This window comes from Saprospiraceae bacterium (genome assembly GCA_016709995.1).
Classification (GTDB): domain Bacteria; phylum Bacteroidota; class Bacteroidia; order Chitinophagales; family Saprospiraceae; genus JADJLQ01.
On record JADJLQ010000002.1, the window covers coordinates 444,478 to 470,525 of the forward strand.

A 26,048-nucleotide genomic window follows, 5' to 3' on the forward strand; every position below is an offset into this window, starting at 1 on the left:
ATGGACATCCATATAATGCCCTCTTTATCCTGAATCATTTGAAGAACAGGTTTGTTTTTAATACCGATAAGATCGTAGTTTGGATTTTCTTTGAATTTTGAAAATTCGTGTGTAAGCGTATTAAATGAGCCGGCTCCCGTGTAGGTACCTAAGCCAAGTATGTTTTTTTAATTTGCATTAAAGCAAATACTTTATTTTTAGTATCAAATAGACTAAAAGAGTCCGATGGAATATTTTTGTACTGGTATAACTTAACATAATGTTGATCAAAATGAACCAAGCCACCATCAAAAGTTCCTACCCATAAATGACCCCATTCATCTTCCAGAAAAGAATAAACCTGGTCAGTGGTCGGAGTAAGGGAAAGTGGTTTATTGAAAATTTCAATTTTAAATAAATTATTTTTTTCCGTACTTATCCATAATAATCCTTCCCGTGATTGGAAGGCAGTCCAACTAGTACTGTCAGAAAATGAACTGTTAGCTTCGAAAGGTGTAATCGTTTTGAGAATAGGGTCATATCGAATGATTCCGGAAGACCATTTGCCAATCCAAATGGAGCCCAAGTGATCTTCTTGAATAAAAGTGATGTGATCGATTGGTGTTGTGTTCACAGGTAATCCCACTAAATAGGCGGGACTTTTGGGATTAGAACTAAGTAGTTGGAAAAGTCCCGTTTTGCGATCCATTGTGTGCAATCCATCCCCGGAAGTGCCTACCCAAAACACTCCTCTGCTGTCTTCAAATATGGCTCTTACTTTATTAGTAGCCAGACTTTGACTCATTTTGGAGTCATGCTTAAATTGTGTGAAACTACCATCTTGTTCCAGGCGATTTAAACCTCCTTCTTCATCGCCCAGACCATCCCAGGGTGCACCTGTTCCGACCCAGATAGTACCTTCTCGGTCTTCATATACTTTACTGATATAATTACAACTTAAGCTATTTCTATTTCCAGGAGCCTTTTTATAATGGATAAACTGTTGTTTCTGCTCATCAAAACAATCTAATCCATTCTGAGTTCCAATCCATAATCTACCTTTGCGATCCTTTAATAGGGTAAGGACTTCATTATTACCTAAACTTCCGGAGACATTTGGGTCGTGCCGATGGTGCTTAAAAATGTTGGTGGATGGATTGAATTCGTCCAGTCCGTTATTATGAGCTATCCAAATCTTTCCAACATCATCAACATAAATCGTTTCAAGATTGGTGCCTCCTAATGAATTAGTGTCTGATAAATCATTTTTGTAACTTACTAGTTTACTTCCATCGTATCGAAAGAGGCATTTTTCTCCCTGGCCACAAAACCACATAAAACCCGCTGGGTCCTGGCATATAGCATTGATTTTCCCTATCGGTTTGTCAGAATCTCTAGTAATTAAATTAATTTTTAAATTTGGACTTTGTGCTGATCCAGAAATATTATATCCGAGTATAAATAACCAAATTGGTACAATGTGCCTGTATTTCATTGATTCATAATTAATATCCGGGATTTTGTATAAGATTGGGATTTACTGCCAGTTGTTCATCGGGTATGGGATATATGAGGTATTTTTTATCACTTAAATATTCTTTCTCCTGGAAAGGAAGCAGAAATTTTCCGAATCGGATCATATCCTGCCTGCGCCAGCCTTCCCACCATAATTCCCTGCCCCTTTCATCCAATAATATATTTTCGGTTAAGGCAGTAAGTGCAGAAGCCCACCTGGAAGGATGAGTGCGCAAATAATTCACTAAACCCAAGGCAGTCCCGGGATAGGGACCTACTAAAGTTCCTGTACCTCCTCTGAGTATAGCTTCTGCTTTCATCAACAATACATCGGACAATCGAAAAAACACAAAATCATTGTCAGGACTAAAATAATTAGGGAAATCAGGAAAATATTTGATTGGCCTGATACCGGTCACTTCAAGATTAGCTCCCAATTCAATATTTTTGACTTCCGGGGTAAATATCAATGGAGCTCCAAATCTATCCTGCAATGGTTCATCATCGACCAGGTTGTATTGTTGGCCAATCAAAAACCCTACATTTATACGATTACCCGCATTGGGTGGTGCACCCACCGAACTGTATGCTACTCCTCTTCGTTTGTCTGACACTTCAAACTTATTATAAAAATCAGACAGTGTAGCCCAGCCATTAGCCCCTGTCCAACCCTGACCAAAAAAAGAATTGTAATGGACAACTAGCAACCACGACAGGAATAAGTAATTATTAGAAGTATTGCCGGCATTGTTCAATAATGTGAATATATTCTCTTTGCCTGAAGCACTGTTTTCCGGAGAAAAATTATCGAAATAATTGTCACTCAAAGTAAATGTATTGCTCTGTAGAATGCCATCAGCCAATTCAATCACTTTATTCATATCGTTAATCCTAAATACAGGTGCCGACCTGGACTCATATACTGCTTTGTTGAGATAACATTTCATCAATAATACATCAGCAGCAAATTTATTCGCTTGATATATAGGTCCCGGCGGCAGTATATTTCTGACATCGTTTAATTCGCTCATGATGTAATTTAAAGCATCCATTCCGGTTCTCACTCTGGCTGGAACGATGAGACTTTCACCAGGATCTCTATAAGGTACCTGGTCATACATATCCAATATCAGATACATCGCCCATGCCCGTATGAACCTTGTTGCTGCCACCTCCTGAGGTTTTGGCTTGTATCGTAAAATGTCTGTGGCGGCATAGGAGATGCCATTCAGTGTATTAAAACATTCTCTGATTTTTTCATTATTCGAGTCCCATTTTTGTTGGTGCAACACGCGCCAAACACCGTTGTCATCCCAGTCCGTAGCCCGTGTAGGTGCTATAGCTTCATCTGTACACAGCTCCTGTAAAGGAAATATAGAAAAATGACTTGTGAAGGCCTCTTCCAGCGAATTATATACTCCCAACAATAACCCGGCAGTATTGGTCGAATCGACGATGATCTGGCTTTCGTCAAGCTCGCCCTGAAGGGTCTCATCCAATGTAGAACAAGTACAAAAAAACACCATCGAAGCTAAGAGGACTATTATCGATTGTTTGTATTCCATATATCGATTGTTTTATATTATAGGTTAAAACTGAGTCCAAGGAGTATAGTTCTGGATGAAGGATAATGTGGATAATCAATACCAAGAGAGGGGATATTATTGATGCTTGCATTAGAATTAGTTTCCGGATCGAATCCAGGATATTTGGTGAGCAGGAAAAGATTCTGGGCAGTCAGATAAATAGTAGTCATTTTGAAAATATTGGCTACATGGCCCGGCTCATAGTAGATGGTACAATGAGACATCTTAAGATAACTAGCTTTCATAATAAATCTCGAAGAGGGAGTGACGGGATTGGCAAGTGATTCTTTTATAGGCTCCTCAAACACTGATAGTGCGATATTGGCTCCTTTTATCTGACCTGCATTTATAAAATTCATTAAGGTGGCATTGAACATATCCTGACCTAAAGCACCATACATATTGGCAGAAAGGGAAAACTTACCTCGTCTGACTATCGTATTCAATCCAATCAGGGCCTTGGGATTAGGATTTCCTACGACAAAATTAGTAGCACCTTCATCCTCATAAGTTGATAACCCAGTCGCTTTGTCCAGGCCTAAAAATTTCCTGGTAAAAAAAGATTGAAGGGGTAGGTGGTTTTGTATTATCTGTACCGGTCCAGAAACAAATCCCGTGTATAATGGTGCTGGGAGGTCAGTCACTTTATTTCTCAGAAAGGTGACATTGGGACTCAGCTCCCAGCTAAAATTTTCTTTTGCAATCACCTTTCCTTCAATGAGAATTTCTAATCCTTTATTCAATATTTTACCATCAAGATTGATCCACCTCACAGTAGACCCAGGAGGTGCCGGTTGTATAGGAGGTCCGGGAAATAATAAATCTGTAGTGGTTTTATTAAAATAATCCAACGTGCCGGAAATACGGTGATTAAACAAAGAAAAATCGATTCCAATATTATACTGTTTGTCAGACTGCCATTTTAAATCAGCATTAGGATTGTTAGTCTGAATTAATTGACCATTGTCCCTGAAAGAGTATCTTGCTTGTGAAGCCCCTGCAGGAAATTCCTGGTTGCCTGTAATACCCCAACTTGCTCTAAATTTAAGTAAATCAATAAAACGGGGTTTAAAAAAATTTTCCTGGCTTATCGTCCAAGCTCCTGCCACAGAAGGGAAAATTCCATATTTATTATTGATCCCAAATTTTGAAGATCCATCTTTGCGGATAGTACCAGTTAATAAATATTTGTCCTTATAGTTAATAACTGTCCGTGCAAAATAGGATTTCAATTGGGTGACCGGATCTATAAAAGATGCTATTTTTCGATTGGCCAGGCTTGAATATTGAATATAATTAGTATAATTTAAACCAAAATTTCCAAATCCGATTCCTTGGACACCCGTGCCGGTCATAGTAGATCCTTTTAAAGTAAAATCCATAAATTCATAACCGGCTACAGCATTTAAATATATATCTGGAAGTATATTTTTTTTAAAATTCAATGTTTGAGTGACTTGCCGGGTGAACAATTCAGTCTGGCCGATGCTGGCAGTACCGCCAATGTTATTTGCCAGATTTTGTTTGACGGAAGTTCTTGTTACTCCTGTGCCGTAGTTTGCACTGATAAGCAGTCTGTATTCCAACCATTCTTTGAATTTAAAATATGGAGAAAAACTAGCCAGAAGATTAGTGGATTTAAAATTATTTTTAAAATTCTCGATCACACTTAATGGGTTTGGCAGATCATTGGTGCCTTCTGTGAGCATGCCATCCGGGTTTATTAAAGGCTGGGTAGGATTCCATTTGAGTGCGGGAATCACTATCTGGGCGGCACCATATTCCGGCACAGGGACATCCTGTACACTTTGGCTCCCAATTGCATTAATATCAAGCCCTAGTTTTTTAGTTTCAAGAAATATAAAATTTGTAGTCAGGTTTATACCATATTTTTTAAATCCTGTGTGGTCGATGATACCCTGTTGGTTTGAAATATTTGAAGTCAAACGATATTTTCCTCCCTCAGAACCTCCGGAGACTCCAATTGTATAATTTTGTTGAATTGCTTTGTGTAGTATGGCAGCAAATGGATCAACATTTCCTCCTTTATCGATAGAATTATCCACTTCATAATACTTGATGGCATTACGGAACTGAGATGCACTCAATACATTTACTTTTTTCAGAATATCAGAAACCCCTGTTGAAACCGCAACATTTAAACTGGCCTGACCTTCTCTGCCTTTTTTGGTGTTAATGATCACAACACCATACGCAGCCCTCGATCCGTATATAGCTGTAGCCGAGGCATCTTTCAAGACTTCAATAGACTCTATATCTTCTGAATTAATAAAATTGAGCGGATTTACACCAGGTTGCACTGCATTCAAACCATTTTCACCGATTTGAAGCGTCCTACCATCCAATAGGACACCATCAAGCACATATAATGGCTGTCCGGCACCAGACAGAGCAGAATTGCCCCTGATTTTGATACTGACTGCTCCCCCGGGAATATTATAATCACTGGATATCTGAACCCCTGACACCTTCCCTTGAAGCTTTGTCATCGGATTGGAATGCATGCCCCCATTGAATTCGTCAAAATTGATATGGCTTGCTGCTCCGGTAAGATCCTTTTTCCTGGAGCTACCATATCCTACTATGACCAATTCATCCATCTGCTGAGTTGATTCTCTCAGAGTAATATTAAATTCTGTTGTAGTTCCAACGGGGATTTGGGCTGTATAATAACCAAGATAATAAATCTCCAGGGTATCTTCAGGATTGGCTAAAATCGAAAAACGACCATCGAGATCAGAAGTGGTCATGGCATTTCTGCTTAAAATACCTATCGTAGCAAAAGGTAAAGGCTCTGCATTTCTTCCTGTAATCCTGCCTTTGACCAGACCTTGAGCAAAAGCAGAATCAAAGGTCATGAAGAAATGGAAAAGGAAAAAAGAAAAAGTCATCAGCCTGAGCTTTATTAAATGGTGATCCGTAGTTAATATTTTTGGCATCATGTTAAATTGATCTTGAGAAAGGGCCATTTTCCTGAAAGAAGGAATCTAATATAAGCTTTAGCAATCAATTAATATATGGCATTGATGAGCCGTACAGTGGCTTTTGAGTAGGTGGCATATCTGGATGAGTAAATGACGAACGAGGGGGAAAATACAATTGGGTAAGATTCAACATTATTCACCCAGTAGTTTCTATTCCTGTGAAACCTGGACAAGCCCACCAGGTAACCTGGATGAATCAAACTCAAAATTAATCCGTATTGGTATTTAAAGAATATAAATCACATACTACTGGTCCTCATAATAACTAAGCCGACATCAATAGATAATAACCCAATCAGGGAGTAGACCGTAATTCAATTCTCTACTGGATAATGAACTCAAGGGACCTGTGTAAGACAGTCCTTGGCTATGTCAAAGCAATTAAGGTACAGTAGGTATGTGTTAATGTCTCACGATCCACCCCAACAATGCTACAATTACGATGAGCGACTGACTTATCTAAATGAGTAAACAGAAATAAGTATTTAGGCAAGACCAGATTCGCCAGATTTGATTTTACATTAAAAAAATAAAGCCTCCTACTTCAACCCAAACACAATCAAACTATTACCCGCAGCAATAACTATCTGTTGCTGTCCATCCAGGCTGTAAGACATCGGATTTGATACCATTTGTCCTCAGGTCTGAAACTGCCATTTGGATTGACCGGTGTCAGCATCCAAGGCATAAAAATTGCCTTCGACAGACCCTCCAAATACCAAGCCGCCTGCAGTAGATAAAAGTCCTGACCAGGGAAGGGACTGTAACTTAAATTCCCATTTGATATTGCCGTTCACAGGATCCTAAACGCTTCGACCTGATCAAAAAGCCCTGGAATAAATGATACTTTAGCAAAAGCATTACACAAGATACGTATGGTCATGCATTTGTCCAAAAGGCAAAAGGAGGTTGGGAAAACACCCTCTCCCGATGATCTTGAAATCTTATTTACCCTTATTTTAATACCGTACTCCCATCCCCCTGATAAAAATACCTGAAAGTAAAATACCTGGCCGGTATCATAAATGTTGGATTGGCAGGAGCATCTTTATAATAGCTGATGATTTCCATCTTGGCATATTTGTTGTCTGCCGTGCGAACCAAAAGGATTTTGCCTGCGGTGGGGCGAAGGACCATCGCCTGGCCATCATACGTATACCATCCTTTGCCTGATCCCACAGGGATAGCCAGGCTGGTGGCATTGTCCTGGAGGTAGCCGATGGTAGGTGCTGTAGTGATATCATCGAGAATACCATCCTGAATGATCACTCCTGCATTGCCAGGACCGCTGATACCGCTATTAAATATGATGGCTGTGCCTTTGAATCCAATATCCCATTTGTTGGTTGCACTGTCTGTGTTGGCTACTACAGTGGCAGTAGCAAAATTGAATAAAGTGTATTTTCCTGTAGTCCCTATCGGCTGACCATTGCTTGGATCTACTCCGGTACCCGGATCAGCAGGCAGACTGGTGATGGTTTGAGCTATAGGCGCGACTGTTCCACCAGTTTCATCCTTTTTGCAAAATGAGAATAACAAGCTATTGATCAGCAAGGAAATTAAAAGAAATCGTTTCATAAATTATTGGTTATTGTTATGTATTGTTTATTGCATATTGCCTTTTATTTTATTCCTATTCATTTATTCATTCAATCGACCGCACAACCCCAACCCTAAAGGGAGTCTCCCGAAACTTCGGTAAGAAATTTCTGGAGGCCAATTGCCAATTGCCTATTGCCCATTCCTTTTAAAAGTATAATTAAGATTTAGATACACGATTCTTCCTGACAGACCGGGCAACGCATTAGGTATCGTTTTATTAAATACGTTGTCTGTTCCGATTTGTATCTGCAGCGGTTTTAATCCATTCCATCCGATATTTATATTGGTCAAAGCGTATCCTTTGATAAATGCATCATAACGATCGAGTACATCATTGCCGCTTCGCTCAGAGATAAATACTTCTCCTCCCTGTACTACACCGGAATTGCTGCCGAGACCAGATTTACTTCGATAAATGATGCGCAAGGATCCGGTAAAAGGAGATTTTTCAGATTGATAATTTATTTTGAACTGAGCTGAGTGCCGGCTGCGGTTGGATAGACCAAAATAATCGCTTCTTTTCATTCGTACACTCGACAGCGTCACAGGGTCTCTTCTAAATTTTAGCCCGGCTTTTAATAATTCTAACTGGTGTAGATCCAGTGCATATAATAATTGATAACCCATGCATATATTCAAAGCTGTATTGATGCGATGAGTGATATTGGCTTCAGCACCTTCTATCCTGACTTTATTGATATTAAAATAGCTGAACACATTGCTTCCGTTGATAAATTGTGCGACAGGCTCTGTCTCTATAAGTTGGGATACATTGTGGTAATAGATCCCGAGGTCTGCTTTGGTATCCGGACTGGCGTTGATATGAACACCAGTATTGACTGACAGCGATCTTTCTGGTTTGATCGGGCCCTCATTGGATATGTCTTTTAAATATCCTGCGATCTGCCCCTGTTGTTGCAATAATGCCAGTTTTGATGTTAGCACTTCCCTGCCCAAGACACTATATCCACCGCCTGCTGCATTATTAAAATCAAGATAAAGCTGTCTGAAATCCGGAGCTTTAAATCCAAGTCCAAGTGATCCATTCCAGGTGATATTTTTTCTAATGGGAGTAGTAAAGGAAATCTTGGGACTTAACTGGCCACCATAGACATTGTTCTGATCATAGCGGAGGCCCAGGTTGACTTCTTTAAGATCCATGGGCTTAAAAGTATACTGCGCAAAAGCATAGGAAGTATATTGGTGTTGTGGATCCGCTGAACCGTAACGGATCGTTTTGACTTGTTCTTTGACCCATCCTGCACCAGCCAGCAATGTCTGTTTTTCGGATATTAAATATTTGGGGTTCCACTCTACTCTGGTAAATGATTGGTGAAAATCATCTGAGCTGATTTGTTCGTTGGTCTTGTCTTTGAGGTAATCTGCGACAGCGCTATACTGTGTATAATAGGTGCGCAAGGTGCTGTGCAACCGAGGAGTGATTTTGTATTTCCATACCGGATTGATCATCCAGTCATTGATGAGTCCCTTGCCGCGGGTGGCTATTTCGTTGACCAGGTATTCACTTTGCTGATGTTCTTCAAAATATCTACCACTGAGACTGAGCTCGTGGTGTCCGAGGTTGGCATTAAATTTTGAAAAGCCCGACCACTGTTGATGGGGAGATACGGTTTTGCCAAACGAAGCAGGACTAAGGTCATAACCGTCAGTAGCGTAACGGGATACTTGTACCAGGCCATCAGTAGATTTATTGGTCCAGCCACCGGTGGCATTGATATCGCTGGTACGATTATTGGCTAATTTGAGGTTGATCTTTAAATGGTCCTGCTCAGTGCGCTCGGTTATGATATTGACTACACCTGCCAGGGCTTCTGATCCGTAGAGGCTGCTGCTGGGGCCCTTGACGATTTCTATTTGTTTGATAGCATTTAGGGAGAGTCGGTTGAGATCCAAGAGTCCGGTATTACGGCCTACCAAAGGCTCCCCGTCCAATAAGATCAGGGTATAATCCGGATTGAATCCTTGCAGCTGGATCCCCGATCCAAGACCATTCACCTGTGGCACGATCTGAATGCCATTTTGCTCGGACAGGACCTGTTGTACCCTGTTGGCCCCAATCATATTGATTTGATTTTGAGACACAAACACTGCTGAAGTGGAGAGACTGGAGAGTTTGCGTCCATCCCTATGGGCGGTGATAAATATGGGATCTATTTCCTTTTCAAGTAAGGTGTCAGATTGCGCATAACCCGATAGGGCCATCACAAAATAAAAGGTTATTGTAAGGAAAAATCTCATCCTGAAGTACAAAGGTGTGATGTGTTTCATCCATTAAATACCCTTGTACGGCAAAAGAATGCCCGTAAACGCTAAATCTTGTCTGATATATATCAGTGTATATGCTACTAACTGTCAATTAATTGTGAATATATTTTCACTTTCATTATTAATTTAATTGTAGCCTATGATAAAAAAGTACCTTTAAACAACAAAAAGTGCCTCTTCACAGTTATTCACTATTTATCTGATTCGTTATTTAGTTTATCCTATTCCTATTTTTGAATTAAAACAGCCTTAATCATGTCAAATTTTTCCTCATCCAGTCTTTTCCTTTCCCATCATGTCAACTTGTTTCAGGATCAGGGTATATCTTTTGACAGATATGAAAACCAGGGTGACCAACCAATCTTATTGGATGCTCAGCTCAGGAAAGATCGTATTCAATTCTTTTTTGGCCTCGAAGGCACCACCAGACTCCATTTTGGACCTTATATTCGAAGTATAGACTCAGAAAACATCACCTTTTTATTTAATCCTTTGCAGGAACACAATTTTCAGATTGAAATCACTCCAAATACCAAGCTCATCACTTTATTTATTCCCCTCGAAAAACTACACAAACTTTTCACCACTGAAGATCTTCCCATACTCAGCAGCGATCACATCCAGCAAAAGATCTATCAGGACAAGCCCATGCATCAGTCTATCTTGCTTACTTTATTGCCTTTATATAAAATCCAAATCAATAAGACCATCGAGCATACCTATTATTATGGCAAGTTCCTGGAGGTGGTGAGCCTGTATTTTTCCGACAAAGAGGCTGATAATACTTCCTGTCCTTTTCTCAATGATGAAAACATACTGAAGAAAATTAAAGAAGCAAAAGAAATCCTAATCACTGAACTCAAAAATCCACCTACCATCGCCGAGCTGGCCCGCAAAGTAAGCATACCCGAGTATCAGCTAAAATCCGGATTTAAAGAACTGTATGGCAATACTATCTATGGCTATGCACTGGCCAAAAAAATGGAGGTTGCTCGTAAACTCATGGATGTGGAAAACCTCCAGGTCAATGAAGTGGCCTATGATCTTGGTTATTCCAACCCCAGTCACTTTATTACCGCATTTAAAAAACAATACGGAGTGACTCCTAAAAAGTATTTGATGGGAAAATAGTGTTCACCCCTCCTTCCTTAAATTTGAAGCCTGATTTTTTATAGTCATGATCAAAAAATATATTTTACAGGGAACACTTCTGATACTTTTGATCGGTCTTGGATTAGACCTCTTTATGCCCATCAAACGAGATTTTAAAAAGTTTGATCCGGTACTAGTAGGTCACTTAGATGCCGCGATGTGGCGATCTTATTATGAAAAGAGATCAGTCAAACTGTTTTTGCAATTGGGTGAATTGATCCGATCACAATTTCATGCACCAGTAGTAAGATCTTATCTCATGGCCTATTATTCAGGAAAGGCAGCATTTGTTTTCAAAAAGGGTACGAATCGCGAAGAATATCTAAAAGCACTGCCATACCTGATCCGTTATTTTAAAGCGCTCCAAAATATCAGCGATACCCCCTTTGATTATGAGACCCTGGCCAAAACGGAACTGGAGTGGTGGATCATACGCCGCGAACCGGAAAAATACAACACAGAAGATTGGAAAATACTGCTGGGTAGTGCAGCGGAGACGATGTACCATATACCCGCCAATAGATTTGGCACTTATGCTGATCAACGAGTAAGAGCTATGGTCATGCGGGATAATAAAGGGACGCATATCACCGAAAAAGATTGGGCCGAGATCGATGGATTGTGTGTGGAAGCCTGGAGGTCTTTTGATAAGGTACTCAGGTAATCAAGAGAACTAGTATGAATTTTTATCCCCTTTCTTAAACGACATTCCCACCCTCATCAATTCTGCAAAAATAATCCCGTAAACTAAAATCACCGGCCATACCTTCACATGATAGGGTACGAAATATACCTTGCGGATAAAGACTGGAAAAATATCTGAAGTACTTAATTCTGCAAACACCAAGGAAAAGATCAATATTAGCGTGTCTAAGTTCGACACCTGATTCTTTGAAAAATACCAGATTCCAATACCTACTATTGCTACAATAAAAGTCGCCGACTCGCTTTTGTGATTAAATATTATAAGCGTCAATAACAATAAACTGAGGTAAGAAGTGCGCAATGACAGGGATTGAAATTTTCGCATAGGGATCAGACAAACCAGGGTCAGAATCACACCCAACAGCTGGATCATTGATTTAGCGTGAAAATTGGGAAATATTAAATTCAACAACCCCATCAGGGATAAGCCATACGAAGTATCATGATCATGACTCAGCATATACCACCAACCCTGGTACTGCATCCACAAGGAGGACCAGGAGGTCACGAGCAAGGGCAAGAAGCACAACATGATTGAACATGAGACGGCAGTAAGGAAGTATTTGGTTTTGTGTGGATAAAAGAAAAACAACAAAACTCCAAGTCCTGCGTATATCTTAATAAAAGCAGCGATCACGATCCACACAGCCGCCCGCCCACTCCGATCCGATTCGAGGTCCAAAAATGATAGGATAAGCAGACCCGCCATCAAGGCATTGGACTGGGCATGCTGGGTAGTCAATACCAATTCAGGGATCATAAAAAGCAACAACAACCCTGCTTTTTTCTCCCAGGGAGCTCCCCGATAGAGTAATACCCATAACAGGAATAAAATATTAAGGACATTCCACAAAGTGAGTCCCAGCAGATCAGGCATGTTCGAAAACATACCAAATACCAGGGCAAATGCAGGGCTGTATTTATATAGGTCATGATGCTCCCCGGGATACGAAACATACATGTCCTGATTTTCTAAAAGATGAAAATGCGATTGTTTAAAGATCACATAATTATTATAATGAGTGTATCTCGGAGCGGTAGTGTCAAATGATTTTAAAGGAAGTCGGTATTGAAGAAAACTAACCACCATCGTGACAAGAGCCGCCACCAGGAGGACCATTTTTTTCTTTTTGCCAGCTACAGTCCAATCAATGCTTTTCATCCGGGCCTTTCCTGCGTGTAGTTAATGGAATAGTATTGGAAGCAAACCAGGTCCTGCATTCATCAAGACTGATCTCGCCGGAGGCAACTGAAAGGATAAATAAAATTAATTCTTTGTTCGAGAGATCACTTTTGAATTGATAAGCATTTAATTTAAGGAATGCTAAAGCTGCTTCCAGTCCAGTCCTTTTATTTCCGTCGGAAAAAATATGATTGCAAATGATATTAAAACAATAAAGCGCCGCTTTATCAGATATTAAAGGATAAATAGGCTGATCAAACATTTCAGCTTGAATTGCTTCAAGTAAATAATCTAAATTTTCTTCATGTAGAAAATTGTAAGGATGTAGATAATTTCCTCCGTGTGTCTCAATGGTGCTTTTATTAATAAAAATAATGTCTTCTTTATCTAGATATATCATTATGCCAAAGCCTTAAAAACTTCTTCATATCTTTCAAAATCTTCCTTGATTATGGATTTAAGTTTTTCAGATTTGGCGAGCAGGATTTCTTCATTTATTTCAACTATCAATTGCCTTATAAAAAAAGGATCCTCCTTGACCAATTTCTTAAGGTTTAATTTGATTTTTTCATTTTCTGCTATCATTTTTCAAAATTTAAAAAAGCGACTACTTATAATTATTTCAAAAATAGGGATTTCTAGCTAATCTTGAAGATTTTAGATCTCCTAACGCCCACTTCAATTATATCTTTTATTCTTAATCACTATCCCGGGATTTATATTTGTATATCGGGCCTCCGTCCAAACACACTGGCCATTGACATATACTTGTTCGATCCCTTCGCTCAAGGCATATGGATCTTGAAGTGTAGAGCGATCTCGCACCATGTCAGGGTCGATGATGACCAGGTCTGCAAAATATCCATGGCTGATTTTTCCTCTCATCACTATACCCATATGGTCTGCACTCAATGAAGTCATTTTTCGGATAGCTTCTTCTAGTGGAAAAACCTGAAGCATTTTGACATAATGATCGAGCACCCTGGGAAAACTGCCGGTCCCTCGAGGATGGCGGCCTCCCCCAAATCCATCACTACAGATATTGGCCTGGGGCCATTGCATAAAAGTGACGATGTCAGATTCTGTCATCGATCGTCCCATAACCGACTCTTCCGCTTTGGCTTCGTGGGCGAGTTTGATCAGGTACATATACGTATCTGCAGGGTCTTCTTTTCTATCGAGGGCGATGTCTGCTATGCTTTTGCCCACCCATTCAGGTCGCGCATCATATCTGGACAGGATCATGCCTTCCGGTGGAGTTAGTTCCCGCAATGCAAATTCAGCACTTGTTTTATTGTCAAAATCCCGTTTAGGAAATTGAACCCCCAAATCCGACAACCAAAAATCATAAGGGTAGATGTCAGCAGTGATCTGTATGCCTTCTGCCCTGGCTTGATCGAGTCGCTGCACGATGTCAGTAGACTTCCCCCATTTAGACTTCATCGCTATTTTGAGATGCGATATTTGGACGGGCATATTCGTCCTTTTACCAATGTCTATGATTTCTTCAATAGCAGATTCAAGATGGATGTCTTCCGACCTGAGGTGTGAGATGTATCTTCCGTCGAGGCGGGCTGCCGCAAGGGCCAGGCTCATGACTTCTTCTTTGGATGAATATATACCCGGATCATATTCGAGGCCGGTGCTGAGACCCAATGCTCCGGATTTGATCTCGCGAATGACCAGTTTTTTCATTGCCTTTACCTCAGACCTGGTAGCAAGCCGATTGGCATCTTTATTGCCCATTACTTCATATCTAATGGTGTTGTGACCAGCATAGGAGGCGAGATTTACCGGCAGACCTTTTTGTTGTCTTTCGCGGAAATAGTCCTGTATCGGCAAATAGGAGGATCCATCCTGACCTACTATCAGGGTCGTGATACCCTGGCAAAGAAACGAACTGAACTGCGCCGTATCATCCAGGTTACGTGAGTGATGACTATGGGTGTCGATGAATCCAGGTGCAAGCACCAGTCGACCGTGCCCCTCAATGATTTTTTCGTTGATTTGTGGGATAAGATTGCCCATCAAGACTATTTTATCCCCCCTGACCCGAATATCTTTTAATTCACCGGGGTGACCCGTTCCGTCTATGACGATAAAGTCTTTGAATAAATAAGATTGACCTGATAAGCTCATTGACAATGTCAAAAACAGCAAGGAGCTACAGTATCGTAAGTTTAAAAACAATTTAGTCATTATACAGCCACCTGAAATTAATATCTTTAAGGTGTAAATGTCTAAAAATAATGATTTAATAAAGATTCTAAATTTTGCAGCCTCTCCTTATCTAAATTTAATCGTGGTGGCTGTAGTCTTTGCATTATCGATCGCCGGTTGCAGTAAGGAGGACACCACTGATCAAATCATTATTAAGGGTAAAATCATCAATAATGAAACTGGCAAAGGTGCTGCCAGGGTCAATGTTTATACTGATTATGGGATACCTTGTTGTGGGGGGATTGCACAAAAACTAGGGTCTGACAGTACGTTTACTTCAGGGACAGGAGATTTTGAATTAGTGATAGATTATCCGAAGGATACCAATATCTATCGTTTTATCACTTATGTCAAAGCTTTCCCCTTAATCAATAAGTTTTATTATTATTTTGATACCTTGGTTGAAGGAATAGGGGTCATTGATTTTGAATATGACCAAATGGTGGTACCCTCCGGTCCGGTCATTAAATTACCGGATGGTTTTGTCCACCAATGCAATTTTACTATTCACCCCATTGGGCTGCTGGAGGCTGATTTGTCACAAGATGTTTTACCGCTAAATGATACACTACATTTTGTTATCACACGGCTGGACAACCGCCAGTTATTTTATGATTATACCGTATACCCTGACAGCAGATTTAAGATGATAAGAATTCCGCTTCCGGCCGAGATCCCTGTAGAAATGACCACGATCATCACCAATGAAGGCGGCTACCGAAAGGAACTGATCCATACTTTATATTTGAGAAAAAATGAAAGAATGCCTTGGTTAGTATATCATTGAATAGTTAATACTCATGAGGGTATTCGACCCTTGCTCCACCGGACCCTGAATGGCAGGTGAAGCAAGTATTAAAATTGAAAATATAAGTATCTTTCCAGTATGACATTTAAAAACAAGACCATTTTCATCACTGGTGGAAGCCGGGGTATCGGCAAAGCCATCGCTTTACGTATGGCCCGCGAAGGTGCCAATATCGTAATCGCTGCTAAAACAGTGGAAGAAAATGCTAAAATACCGGGTACGATCTATTCGGCAGCTGAGGAGATCGAAGCAGCCGGTGGCAGGGCCCTTCCTCTGCAGGTAGATATTCGCTATGAAGACCAGGTCGCAGGAGCTATTGCCAAAACGGTCGAAACATTTGGAGGTATCGATATCCTGATCAACAATGCCAGTGCTATCTCTCTCACCGATACCCCAAATACAGATATGAAGCGCTACGATCTCATGCATAATATCAATGTACGTGGCAATTTTATGGCGACGAAGTATGCACTGCCCCATCTCAAAAAATCATCCAATCCTCATATCCTGGTATTGTCACCCCCTTTGAGCCTGGATCCCAAATGGTATGGCAATCATCTGGCATATACCCTCAGCAAAATGAATATGAGTCTATGTGTACTGGGTTGGGCCGAAGAGTTTAGAGAGATGATAGCAGTCAATGCCCTCTGGCCTCGTACCACGATCGCTACAGCTGCAGTACAGAATCTGCTCGGGGGTGATCAGATGATTCGTATGTCACGGATACCGGATATCCTGGCTGATACAGCATATTATATCTTTCTGCGAAATGCAAATACCTGCACCGGAAGATTTTGTATTGATGAAGAGATTCTTGCGGAGGAAGGTATCACAGATTTGGACAAATATGCAGTGGATCCTTCATCAGAGTTGATGCCCGATTTGTTTTTATAGGTTCGGATACAATGGCCTGGTGGCAGAATGATATACTCCATCCCATCATTTAGGGATCTCCTTCCAAAAAGCGAAACAGAAGATATCCTACCGCCCTGATCATAGGAGAAAAGGATATGGTAGTTTATGGATCCAGGAGATAATCAAGCCATGTCTTTTAATCGGTCTGATACCAGCCTCGCGAAGAAATCTGGAAAATATCACCTCAGGAATGAGCTTGATCTAAGGAGAAAAGCGCCTGGCAGATTACATGATCACGGAAAAAATAAATGGCTAACCGGACACTTAACTTACGTGGCATAGTCTGCTTATTATTCATCAAAACTTATAGTTATATTTACTTATTCATTATAATATCAATTGTCTAATAACGAATATGAAAAAACCAACGAACAGAAGGAAGTTTATCCAGACCTCACTGGCTGCAGCGGTAGGTATCTCTGTAGCCAAACAAGCCTTTGCTGCACAACCGCTCCCTGTGTATGTGCACCGCAAACTGCCTCCCTCAATCAAATTTTCGGTCATAGGTCTTAATCATGGACATATCTATGGTCAGACTGCGGCTTTGATACGAGGCGGTGGTGAGCTGGTATCCTTTTATGCCAAAGAGGCAGATCTTGCGGCAGCATTTGCCAAAAGATATCCAGATGCTAAACTCGCTAGCAGTGAAGAGGCTATCCTCGAAGACAAATCAATTCAAATGGTGCTGAGCGCCGGTATCCCCATCGACCGGGCTCCCCTGGGCATACGCGTGATGCAACATGGCAAAGATTATATGTCTGATAAGCCGGGTATCATCACTTTAAAACAACTAGCACAAGTGCGCAAGGTCCAGGCACAAACCGGTAGGATCTATTCAATCATGTACAGTGAACGGTTTGAAAACAGGGCTACTGTCAAAGCAGGAGAATTGGTGCAGGCGGGGGCTATCGGCCAGGTGATACAAACGATAGGATTGGGGCCACACCGGATCAGCCTCAGTTCCAGACCTTCCTGGTTTTTTGATAAAAAATTTTTTGGCGGTATCCTTTGCGATATTGGCAGCCATCAGTGTGACCAGTTTTTATATTTCACGGGATCTACTTCTGCAGAGGTACTGGCATCCCAGGTAGGCAATGTGCATTACCCTCAATATCCACAGTTTGAGGATTTTGGTGATATGACCCTGCGTGGAAATAAAGGCACCGGCTATATACGCAATGATTGGTTTACCCCTGACGGCCTCAAAACCTGGGGAGATGGTCGGTTGACTATACTTGGCACAGAAGGGTTTATGGAAATCCGTAAGAATATAGATATCGCCAGAGCAGATAGTGGTAGTCACTTATACCTCGTAGATAAAAAACAAACCGTCTATATCGATTGTAAGGATGTAGATACACCCTATGGTAGACTTTTGGTAGAAGATGTCATCAACAGGACGGAGACTGCGATGACACAAGCTCACTGTTTTCTGGCCACCGAGCTGGCACTCAAAGCACAGAAGGCTGCAAAAAAACTGGTTTTAGATAAAGCCTAGCGCACTGTAGTTACGGTTTACACGAATACAAACTGGTTGCTGATCAATGCCGCAGCCAAGCGGAGTACCCGTGACTCCAAACGAAAACTAACAAATTAAAACCTCCTATTTTTTCTGGGTTAGGGTAATTTTTTTATATTGTATTTCAAGCTTACCAAACCCCGCTCATAAAAAGCTTGCTTCATTTTTTTTACCTAAAAGCAACTGCCAATGGAAACCTTAAAACGATTTTTAGAATTTGAAATCATTAGCCTTGGAGATTATCATGTAAAATTGTTTACAATACTTACAGTTTTCCTGATTTTATTGATTACCAGGCTGCTACTGTGGATTATCAAAAAATCTCTCTTTAGGAAACAAACGCTGCAGGGCCTGGATAGAGGTAATATCTATGCTATTTTTCAGATCATTAAATATGTGGTATGGGTCATCGCCATTGGACTCACTATGGAAACGATTGGAATCAAAGTGACTGTTTTGATAGCCGGATCAGCAGCCTTGTTGGTAGGGATTGGCCTAGGGCTCCAACAGACTTTTAATGATATCATTTCCGGCATCATTTTATTATCCGAACGGACGATTAAAGTAGATGATATCCTGGAGATAGATGGAGATATAGTCAAAATTCAGGGTATAGGTCTTCGTACTTCCAAAGGGCTCAACCGGGATGATATCTCCATCATCATTCCCAATTCATTGATCACTACCAATAAAGTAATCAACTGGAGCCATCAGAACAGAAAAACCCGGTTTAAAATCAATGTAGGCGTCGCTTACGGTAGCAATATAGACCTGGTGGAAAAAGTGTTAGTCGATAGTGTATTGGAACACCCCGAGATATCCGATAAAATCCTTATTGAAGCCCGATTTTTGGACTTTAATAACTCCTCTCTCGATTTTCAGGTCTTGTTTTTTAGTGAAGAAGTATTTAGAATTGAAAAAATAAAAAGTGATATCCGCAAGATCATCAATAGAAAATTTATTGAGCACGGTATTAAAATTCCTTTCCCGCAATTGGATTTGCACCTGATGTCGCACAAAAATAGTTTAGGCCTGGAGTAAAATTGTTTAATGTTATGTCCATCAACCTCAAAATAAAAAATCTCGTAGAGCTATACGATCTCCTGCCGGAAAATGAACGTATTATAGTAGATATTCTGCGTGATATCATCAGCGCACATATACCTGATATCAAAGAAAAAATATCCTACAATGTACCTTTCTTTTACAGGAACAAAAGTCTGTGCCTCGTTTGGCCTGCTAGTATACCCAGGGGAGGCATTAAAAAAGGAGTATTGTTAGGATTCTGTTATGGGCATCTGCTGGAGGATATCGATCAATACCTGACGCATGGTACCAACAAACAAATTTTTTATAAAATCTATCAGGCTCCTGAAGAGATAGATGAGGAAGCTATAGCCAAATTGTTGCGAGCTGCTGTCAATTTGGACAATACGAAGAGAAAGTGAATTAATGAGCTTTTTTGCCTGGTGTGCCTACATTAAAAACTTCCAATGACCCTGATACTTCAATAATGAAAAATAAATGATCATTGCTGCTTTAGAATCTATACCATTATTCCATACCAGCAGTTTAGAGTCTATACCTTGCCAAAATAAAATAACTTTCAAACCAAAGATTCTTTAAGAGGACATTTCTTGATTTCATTACATTAGTCATTATAAACCTCTATCCATGACACAATTTAATATAGATCTGCATTGCCACCCATCGATCAAGCCTTATGGTAAAAGTTTTAATCGCACCGCGGGTGAAAACTCCAAAGATAAAAGCAGGCGCAATTCAATCTGGTATTATGATCCCCCACAGGGCCTGGACAAGATCGTCCAGAAATTTACCAAGCTGACTAAATTTTCTCAAAGCAATTTTAGCGCCCTGGCCTATGGGCAGGTGAGGATCATCTGTGCTTCGTTATATTCGATAGAGCGCGGCTTAGTATCATTAAATCATGTTGGGTCCGGTCCTGCAGCTGACATCATCGCCAACCTGGTCTCCGGTATCGGCCGCAAAAGAATAGACTTTCTCCAAAACAATACGGATTATTTCGACGATGTGACCAGGGAATATGCCTATTACAAACAACTGGATGATACGGTGATCAATTTTAGAGGGGAGAGCCCTCGCAAATATGTCTTAGTCAAAAACTATGCGCACCTCCAGGAGCTCATGAATACCAACGAACCCAATACAGGTATAGAGACCATCTATGTGATCATCACCCTCGAAGGAGCCCATAATCTGCATAGTACCCGTCCTGCTCAACTGGCTTCCGTGTTGCAAAACATTGATCAGTTAAAATCATGGGACCACAAACCCTTTTTTATAACGTTTGCTCATCACTTTTACAATGATTTTTGTGGTCATGCCGAGAGCCTGGCAGATTGGATCCAGGACTGGTTTACCAATCAGGAGCCGTTTATGAATACTGGTATCAACCCCATGGGCTGGTCTGTGATGGAGAAGCTGATGGATGACACGGATGGCGGCAGGATACATATCGATATCAAACATATGAGCCCACTGTCCCGCAAACAGTATATTGATTTTTTGAAAAACGAATGCACGGAAGAGTATGAATTAAAAAAATTGCCCCTTATCGTCAGCCACGGCGCTTGCAATGGTCTGGCCAGTATGGATCACCCCGAATATACTCCAGGACTGGAAGGAACTGCCTCCAGGATGTATGCAGGAGATATTAATTTTTATGACAATGAAATCGTAGAACTCGCCAAAAGCGGGGGCATCTTTGGCCTTCAATTGGACGAAAGGCGTATCGGATCCAAACAATATATCGGTCAGGTGCACATCAATAGTGGCTCAAAGACTAAAAGAATGCACTCCAATTCCAAATTGGTATGGAACAATATTCAGCACATCGTACAGCTGCTGGACCAGCATGATGTATTTGCCTGGGATAGTATAGCGATTGGATCAGATAATGATGGCATCATAGATCCGATCAATTTATTCTGGACCTCCGAAGAGATGGATGACCTCGTGCAATATATTGAAAGGCATGCTCATAATTTTTTATCGGACCCTGCTTCGGAGATCAAAAATGATTACAATCGGATCTCGGCGGCAGAGGCAGTACAAAGGATATTTCATAGCAATTCGATGGAGTTTTTTAGAAAGTATTTTCATTCATCTAACAGCAATGGGATAGTTTAAATGATCAGCGATTAATCGTCGTCATCAGCCTCCCCGGCATATTTGGCAGGATAGGGTTGACTGCCTTTTACAGAATACCAGAGGATGCGGTTTAATAAATCATCTTTACCCTGATCTATAATATGGAAGGCGTATTGGACCGATCGATCGCTCCATTTTAAAGCAGCACCCTGCAGATTTTGTCTCTGAGGATTCATCTCATTCAAGGGGATATTATTTTTTACGGCTTTGTATTGATAAGAAGTATTGGGCACATCATTAAAACAATGAAACATAGGTAAGGCAGTAGCATCCAGTACATTCATCGGAGGCAATCCTAATATCTGTTCTATCGTACGTACCATTGATGTTTGATTGTAGTTCGTACCCACTGTCTTTTTTAATCTTGAATAAGCGCTCACTACAAAACCGGTAGTCCTATAAGCAGAGATATGGTCCCATCCAGCTTGCGAATCATCTTCAGAAATAAAAATCACGGTGTTGTCAGCAAAACGGCTGTGGGTGAGGGCTTCTACTATTCTGCCGACTGCCAGGTCATTATCAGCTACCATAGCCCTGGGCGTCGGAAAATTCGGGTTGGTACCGGCTGTATGGTCATTGGGTAAAGCCATGATCATGAGATTGGGTAGTTGGTCTCCTGGCATAGATTCGATTTCGCCCAGTTCTTTGATAAATGCATCGGCACGCATTTGATCCGTGACGGAAAGATCCGCTCCACCTGGAAACGTAGCAGATAAGACCGGACGGATACGGGAGATGGTAGTCGTGTTCTTAAAATCAAAAGAGCTCAGGGTGCCGGCACTCCACATATTGTATAGGGTCGACCAATTGTATTTTGTTTTATCATAATTAAAATCGCAGGCCTCACCGTAGATTTTTACTGATTTCCCGTGATCTAAAGCATTATTCCACAATAATCCATTTTTATTGTAGACCATGGCGTCATTCAACACATGCGGGTAACTTCTAAACCAGGCCCTCACACTTTTTTCAGTATAATCAGTGACCATGGCTGCATTGGCCCAGTGATGACCTTCTGCCGATCCTTTGCCTGACACATGATAATTGTCCATCAATACATAGTCCCTGGCCAATTTATGTTGATTGGGGGTGACCGTATCTCCAAATATGCACAGAGAGGGCATGCCTCTGCCTTCTTTCAGATCCCCCAATACCTGGTCATAAGTTCTGTTTTCTTTGATGATATACAAGACATGTTTAAAAACCGAAGGTTCGCCGATCCTTTCCGGCACAGGTGTAGGAGCGATATCGGGCCGCGGTAGCAGATCTGTCAGCGCTAACCGGTATTCCAAGCTCAATTTTTTTACATTGGCTGTATGGGTCTTTAATTGATCCTCACTGGGTACGGGGATGAAGGATATAGAAGCGAGTTGATGGTGTGCATTATACACTTTTACGGTTTTGACGGTATCCCGATGATGGGCTTTGACCAGGTCAAAGGCGCGGGCTCCGGTAGATTCCAGGTTGGTGACGATCAATGTATTTTGATGCACCACGATGCCCGAAGGATAAGCTTCTGTGGGGATATATCCTTTGATTTCATAGCTGAGTTGTAAGGCGTCCTTGTGTCGGTCAATGACACAAACTGCATTGTCCATGCCATTAGTTACAAACAAAGTTTTTCCGTCTTCGGTCATCGCCAGGGCATTAGGAGTACTGCCGATATATGCTCTATAGGTGTCGAACAGGCCCACAGCGATCGTATCCATTACCTCATCAGTGATGACATCTATCACAGAGATATTATCGCTATTGCCATTGACTACATAGATATAGTTTTTGTCTGGATCGCTGAGTATGGCATTTGGATGTAGACCTACTGGAATTTGTTTTTTTACCATGCCGGTACTTGCATCCAGCAGCGTGACGGATCCTTGAGACATCGCCCCGGTTTTGGGATCGATATAGGCCTGTCCCCAGGGTATACCGGCAGTCTCCAGACCATCAGCGGCATCCGGCACTGGTCCCGCCCAATTGGTCACATATACTTTGTCCTGTATGATTTCTATGCAATAAGGCGCTACCCCGGTATTGGATTGCCATATTTGTTTATGATCCCGCACCCTTGTTTTTACGGCCTTATTATTTCCATTTAATACTGTATAAAAATATAGATCCTCACCCTCTATCCTGGCCAGCACCTGGTTTGGCAATGCGATGGTAGCCGGAGCCTCCGCTTTAAATGGAAATAAGTTTATAATCTCTATTTTTTTGCCATCCCAATAAGCTTGAAATACATATGAATTCGCATTACTTCCGTCCTTGCCGGTTAATTGTCGTCCTCCGGCACTCCAAAAAATAAACAGAGAATCGTGATACACAATAGAAGCGATCCCCGAATAGGTGCTCATACTACCCCTATACTTTGCATCGTCTGCATAGCTCCATCGATACACCATTTTTTGAGTAGGGGTCTCAAAAAAAGCGATCCCGTACCGATCTTCTACGCATACTGTTTTGTCATCGGGTAATATCACCACATCCAGGCTATGATTTTCGTAAGCTCCATCGCCAAAACGAACTGATTGCCCGGCTGGCTCCAGCAGTCTGTTGTAGGGCATAAGATAAGGAGCCTGGTCAGCTGACAAAGTAAGATGATCATAGGGTGCTATATAATCCGAACCACGACTTGAATTGATTTTTGTGCTTCTACAGCCTACGAAAAATAGTAGGCCGCACAGAAGAAAATATAACGGAGGATGCAAAGATTTTTTCATTTCCTGGTATGGTAATAGGATTATAAACTTAAACAAAAATAGATAGCTAACCAAAGAACACCTTACGCTTCTCAATATTTATTTAAGCCGACTTTTTTGGGTTTGGTTACACCTAATGGTATAAACTCACAAAATGGCGGTTGGATGGAAGAATCTCCGGGTCATCGGTATAATAGGATAACCACTATCTTTATAATGAAAGAAATTCTCTAAAACAGCCGCCTTCAATCCTTAATCCAAAAAACTGATATTATGAGCTACCGTGCACAATGGAAGATGATCCATACCCTCAATACCTGTACCAAAGGACAATTGTCTACCAATGAGTTAATGGACATGGGCGTAGACTGTTACAATGACACAATCCAGGAGCTGTGGCCTCTCAGGGTATTGTCATGGCTGACCCGGCAACAGGAAATCTAAAGCTTCACCCCATAGCGTCTGCACTCATCAATAAATTTATCGTCTGCAGAAATGAATTTGGAGGATCGATCATGTATATAGACCAGCCCTCCTGTTTTACGATTATGCCTTTTAGCAGGCCCTGGTCTGACAAAGTGTACAATGAATTCATTTCACCCACCGTCGTGGCTTCCAATATATTTTGCATCAGAGGGGATACCATACCGAGAGGAAAACATCTGGCTTCTAATCTTTACAATACATTTAATAAAGCAGGGTTTATGATCGTCGACCTCTCAGATCAAAATGCGAATGTATTGTATGAACTGGGTGTAGCTGATACTTTAGGCAAGGACTGCTTTATCCTGATACAACAGGACCAGCAAGACAAGATACCTGCTGACATTAAGGGGGTACATTATTATAATTATGATCTCAACGATTTTGCCCCTGCCATGGCTCAATTATCCACCGGCTTGAACCAATGGATCTTTGAGCATCGAATAGAAAACACTTTGAAGTATGTAGCTTCGAAAATGTAAGCTAACCGAATATGGATAAGCGTATAGTCTTAAACAATTTCTCGATTCTGCAGGAGCATCTGGATGTAGTGTAGACAGATTGCTGTAGCTTAGCCTGCTGATCTCCGGATGTTGAGATTAGACATCGTATTATTAAAACTGTTTACCTATGAGCAATTTTGAATCAACGCTCAAAAACATTATCGTTGCTCCTTATATCGTCAAGGCGACTGCCTTAATCGGGATCAAACGCAAGTCCGGCAGCAATATGTTTCGACATCAGATCAGCACCTTAGGTATCTTGCTGGATTATAAAGTGACCGATCCGGTGATTTTAAAAGCATCCATCATCCACGACCTGTTTGAAGATGGAGGACATTTGCCCGGTGTCACAAAAGATGAGATCTGGCACCTCGATGCAGACGGTCCGGCAGTATATGACCTGGTCATGGAAGTGTCTATTCGCCGGGTGAATGGAGAGAAGGAACCCAAAAAAGATTTTTTATTGCGGATCATGCAGTCAGGCAGCGCTAAAGCCAAACTTTTAAAACTTGCCGATCGCATCAGCAATCTTGTCGACCTGGGTTTTGTCAACGATCCGGTTTTTATCAGAAAATATCTTAATGAAACCTCATCACTCATATTGCCATACGCCAAAGCGATAAATGAAGATATGTTTATAGAGCTGTCAGACCTGGTAGCGAGTAGGGAAAAAATGTCAGAGATGCTTGGTTAACTACC

The 26,048-nt window shown here is 41.1% G+C and carries 22 protein-coding genes; 11 read left to right on the forward strand and 11 right to left on the reverse strand.

The features are described 5' to 3' along the window. Window positions 1–148: 148 nt before the first annotated feature. From IPJ09_16305 to IPJ09_16330, 6 genes are all read right to left on the reverse strand, one after another. Window positions 149–1,474 carry a hypothetical protein gene (locus IPJ09_16305; protein MBK7372967.1) on the reverse strand — a complete coding sequence of 442 codons (1,326 nt, stop codon included), beginning with the start codon at window positions 1,472–1,474 and terminating at the stop codon, window positions 149–151. A gap of 10 nt (window positions 1,475–1,484) precedes the next feature. Beyond that, window positions 1,485–3,059 carry a RagB/SusD family nutrient uptake outer membrane protein gene (locus tag IPJ09_16310; GenBank protein ID MBK7372968.1) on the reverse strand — a complete coding sequence of 525 codons (1,575 nt, stop codon included), beginning with the start codon at window positions 3,057–3,059 and terminating at the stop codon, window positions 1,485–1,487. A gap of 17 nt (window positions 3,060–3,076) precedes the next feature. Continuing rightward, window positions 3,077–5,959: a SusC/RagA family TonB-linked outer membrane protein gene (locus tag IPJ09_16315; protein MBK7372969.1), complete on the reverse strand. Its 2,883-nt coding sequence runs from the start codon at window positions 5,957–5,959 to the stop codon at window positions 3,077–3,079. Window positions 5,960–6,723: 764 nt separating this feature from the next. After that, window positions 6,724–6,882 carry a PQQ-binding-like beta-propeller repeat protein gene (locus IPJ09_16320; protein ID MBK7372970.1) on the reverse strand — a complete coding sequence of 53 codons (159 nt, stop codon included), beginning with the start codon at window positions 6,880–6,882 and terminating at the stop codon, window positions 6,724–6,726. 157 nt (window positions 6,883–7,039) lie between these two features. Continuing rightward, window positions 7,040–7,663 (reverse strand): HmuY family protein, encoded by a 624-nt coding sequence (locus IPJ09_16325; protein ID MBK7372971.1) that lies wholly within the window; start codon window positions 7,661–7,663, stop codon window positions 7,040–7,042. Between the two features lie 153 nt (window positions 7,664–7,816). Next, window positions 7,817–9,913: a TonB-dependent receptor gene (locus IPJ09_16330; GenBank protein ID MBK7372972.1), complete on the reverse strand. Its 2,097-nt coding sequence runs from the start codon at window positions 9,911–9,913 to the stop codon at window positions 7,817–7,819. 315 nt (window positions 9,914–10,228) lie between these two features. On the opposite strand from IPJ09_16330, the gene IPJ09_16335 reads away from it, so the two are divergent. Together IPJ09_16335 and IPJ09_16340 are read left to right on the forward strand one after the other, a co-directional pair. After that, the gene (locus IPJ09_16335) at window positions 10,229–11,104 is read left to right on the forward strand and encodes a helix-turn-helix transcriptional regulator (GenBank protein MBK7372973.1); all 876 of its coding nucleotides are present in this window, start codon (window positions 10,229–10,231) and stop codon (window positions 11,102–11,104) included. 46 nt (window positions 11,105–11,150) lie between these two features. Next, window positions 11,151–11,789: a hypothetical protein gene (locus IPJ09_16340; GenBank protein ID MBK7372974.1), complete on the forward strand. Its 639-nt coding sequence runs from the start codon at window positions 11,151–11,153 to the stop codon at window positions 11,787–11,789. Window positions 11,790–11,798: 9 nt separating this feature from the next. Here IPJ09_16340 and IPJ09_16345 read toward each other — a convergent pair whose 3' ends face one another. The 4 genes from IPJ09_16345 to IPJ09_16360 all read right to left on the reverse strand — a co-directional run bounded on the left by IPJ09_16345 (window position 11,799) and on the right by IPJ09_16360 (window position 15,152). Then, window positions 11,799–12,992 (reverse strand): DUF2029 domain-containing protein, encoded by a 1,194-nt coding sequence (locus IPJ09_16345; protein MBK7372975.1) that lies wholly within the window; start codon window positions 12,990–12,992, stop codon window positions 11,799–11,801. Then, entirely contained in the window at window positions 12,979–13,413 is a 435-nt protein-coding gene (locus tag IPJ09_16350; GenBank protein MBK7372976.1) for a type II toxin-antitoxin system death-on-curing family toxin, read from the reverse strand. Before IPJ09_16350 ends, IPJ09_16345 begins: the two co-directional genes overlap by 14 nt. Next, window positions 13,413–13,598, reverse strand: coding sequence for a hypothetical protein (locus IPJ09_16355; GenBank protein MBK7372977.1), 186 nt, complete (start codon window positions 13,596–13,598; stop codon window positions 13,413–13,415). Before IPJ09_16355 ends, IPJ09_16350 begins: the two co-directional genes overlap by 1 nt. A gap of 93 nt (window positions 13,599–13,691) precedes the next feature. Continuing rightward, entirely contained in the window at window positions 13,692–15,152 is a 1,461-nt protein-coding gene (locus tag IPJ09_16360) for an amidohydrolase family protein (protein ID MBK7372978.1), read from the reverse strand. 166 nt (window positions 15,153–15,318) lie between these two features. Between IPJ09_16360 and IPJ09_16365 the strand changes: the two genes are divergently transcribed. The 6 genes from IPJ09_16365 (at window position 15,319) to IPJ09_16390 (ending at window position 21,646) form a co-directional block, all read left to right on the forward strand. Then, a complete protein-coding gene (locus tag IPJ09_16365; GenBank protein MBK7372979.1) occupies window positions 15,319–16,020 on the forward strand; it encodes a hypothetical protein in 702 nt (233 codons plus the stop codon). Between the two features lie 99 nt (window positions 16,021–16,119). Next, on the forward strand, window positions 16,120–16,935 hold the full coding sequence (locus tag IPJ09_16370) for an NAD(P)-dependent oxidoreductase (GenBank protein MBK7372980.1): 816 nt from the start codon (window positions 16,120–16,122) through the stop codon (window positions 16,933–16,935). A 376-nt stretch (window positions 16,936–17,311) separates the two neighbouring features. Continuing rightward, on the forward strand, window positions 17,312–18,454 hold the full coding sequence (locus IPJ09_16375; GenBank protein ID MBK7372981.1) for a Gfo/Idh/MocA family oxidoreductase: 1,143 nt from the start codon (window positions 17,312–17,314) through the stop codon (window positions 18,452–18,454). A gap of 210 nt (window positions 18,455–18,664) precedes the next feature. Then, the gene (locus tag IPJ09_16380) at window positions 18,665–19,516 is read left to right on the forward strand and encodes a mechanosensitive ion channel (protein MBK7372982.1); all 852 of its coding nucleotides are present in this window, start codon (window positions 18,665–18,667) and stop codon (window positions 19,514–19,516) included. 14 nt (window positions 19,517–19,530) lie between these two features. Further along, the gene (locus IPJ09_16385; protein MBK7372983.1) at window positions 19,531–19,923 is read left to right on the forward strand and encodes a DUF1801 domain-containing protein; all 393 of its coding nucleotides are present in this window, start codon (window positions 19,531–19,533) and stop codon (window positions 19,921–19,923) included. Window positions 19,924–20,149: 226 nt separating this feature from the next. Beyond that, window positions 20,150–21,646 carry a peptidase M19 gene (locus IPJ09_16390; GenBank protein ID MBK7372984.1) on the forward strand — a complete coding sequence of 499 codons (1,497 nt, stop codon included), beginning with the start codon at window positions 20,150–20,152 and terminating at the stop codon, window positions 21,644–21,646. An 11-nt stretch (window positions 21,647–21,657) separates the two neighbouring features. Here the strand turns inward: IPJ09_16390 and IPJ09_16395 are convergent, their stop codons facing one another. Next, window positions 21,658–24,384 (reverse strand): phosphoesterase, encoded by a 2,727-nt coding sequence (locus tag IPJ09_16395; protein MBK7372985.1) that lies wholly within the window; start codon window positions 24,382–24,384, stop codon window positions 21,658–21,660. A gap of 252 nt (window positions 24,385–24,636) precedes the next feature. Between IPJ09_16395 and IPJ09_16400 the strand changes: the two genes are divergently transcribed. The 3 genes from IPJ09_16400 (at window position 24,637) to IPJ09_16410 (ending at window position 26,043) form a co-directional block, all read left to right on the forward strand. Next, window positions 24,637–24,807, forward strand: coding sequence for a hypothetical protein (locus tag IPJ09_16400; protein ID MBK7372986.1), 171 nt, complete (start codon window positions 24,637–24,639; stop codon window positions 24,805–24,807). Further along, on the forward strand, window positions 24,780–25,328 hold the full coding sequence (locus tag IPJ09_16405) for a hypothetical protein (GenBank protein ID MBK7372987.1): 549 nt from the start codon (window positions 24,780–24,782) through the stop codon (window positions 25,326–25,328). Before IPJ09_16400 ends, IPJ09_16405 begins: the two co-directional genes overlap by 28 nt. 148 nt (window positions 25,329–25,476) lie before the next feature. Next, entirely contained in the window at window positions 25,477–26,043 is a 567-nt protein-coding gene (locus IPJ09_16410) for a hypothetical protein (protein MBK7372988.1), read from the forward strand. Window positions 26,044–26,048 lie beyond the last annotated feature (5 nt).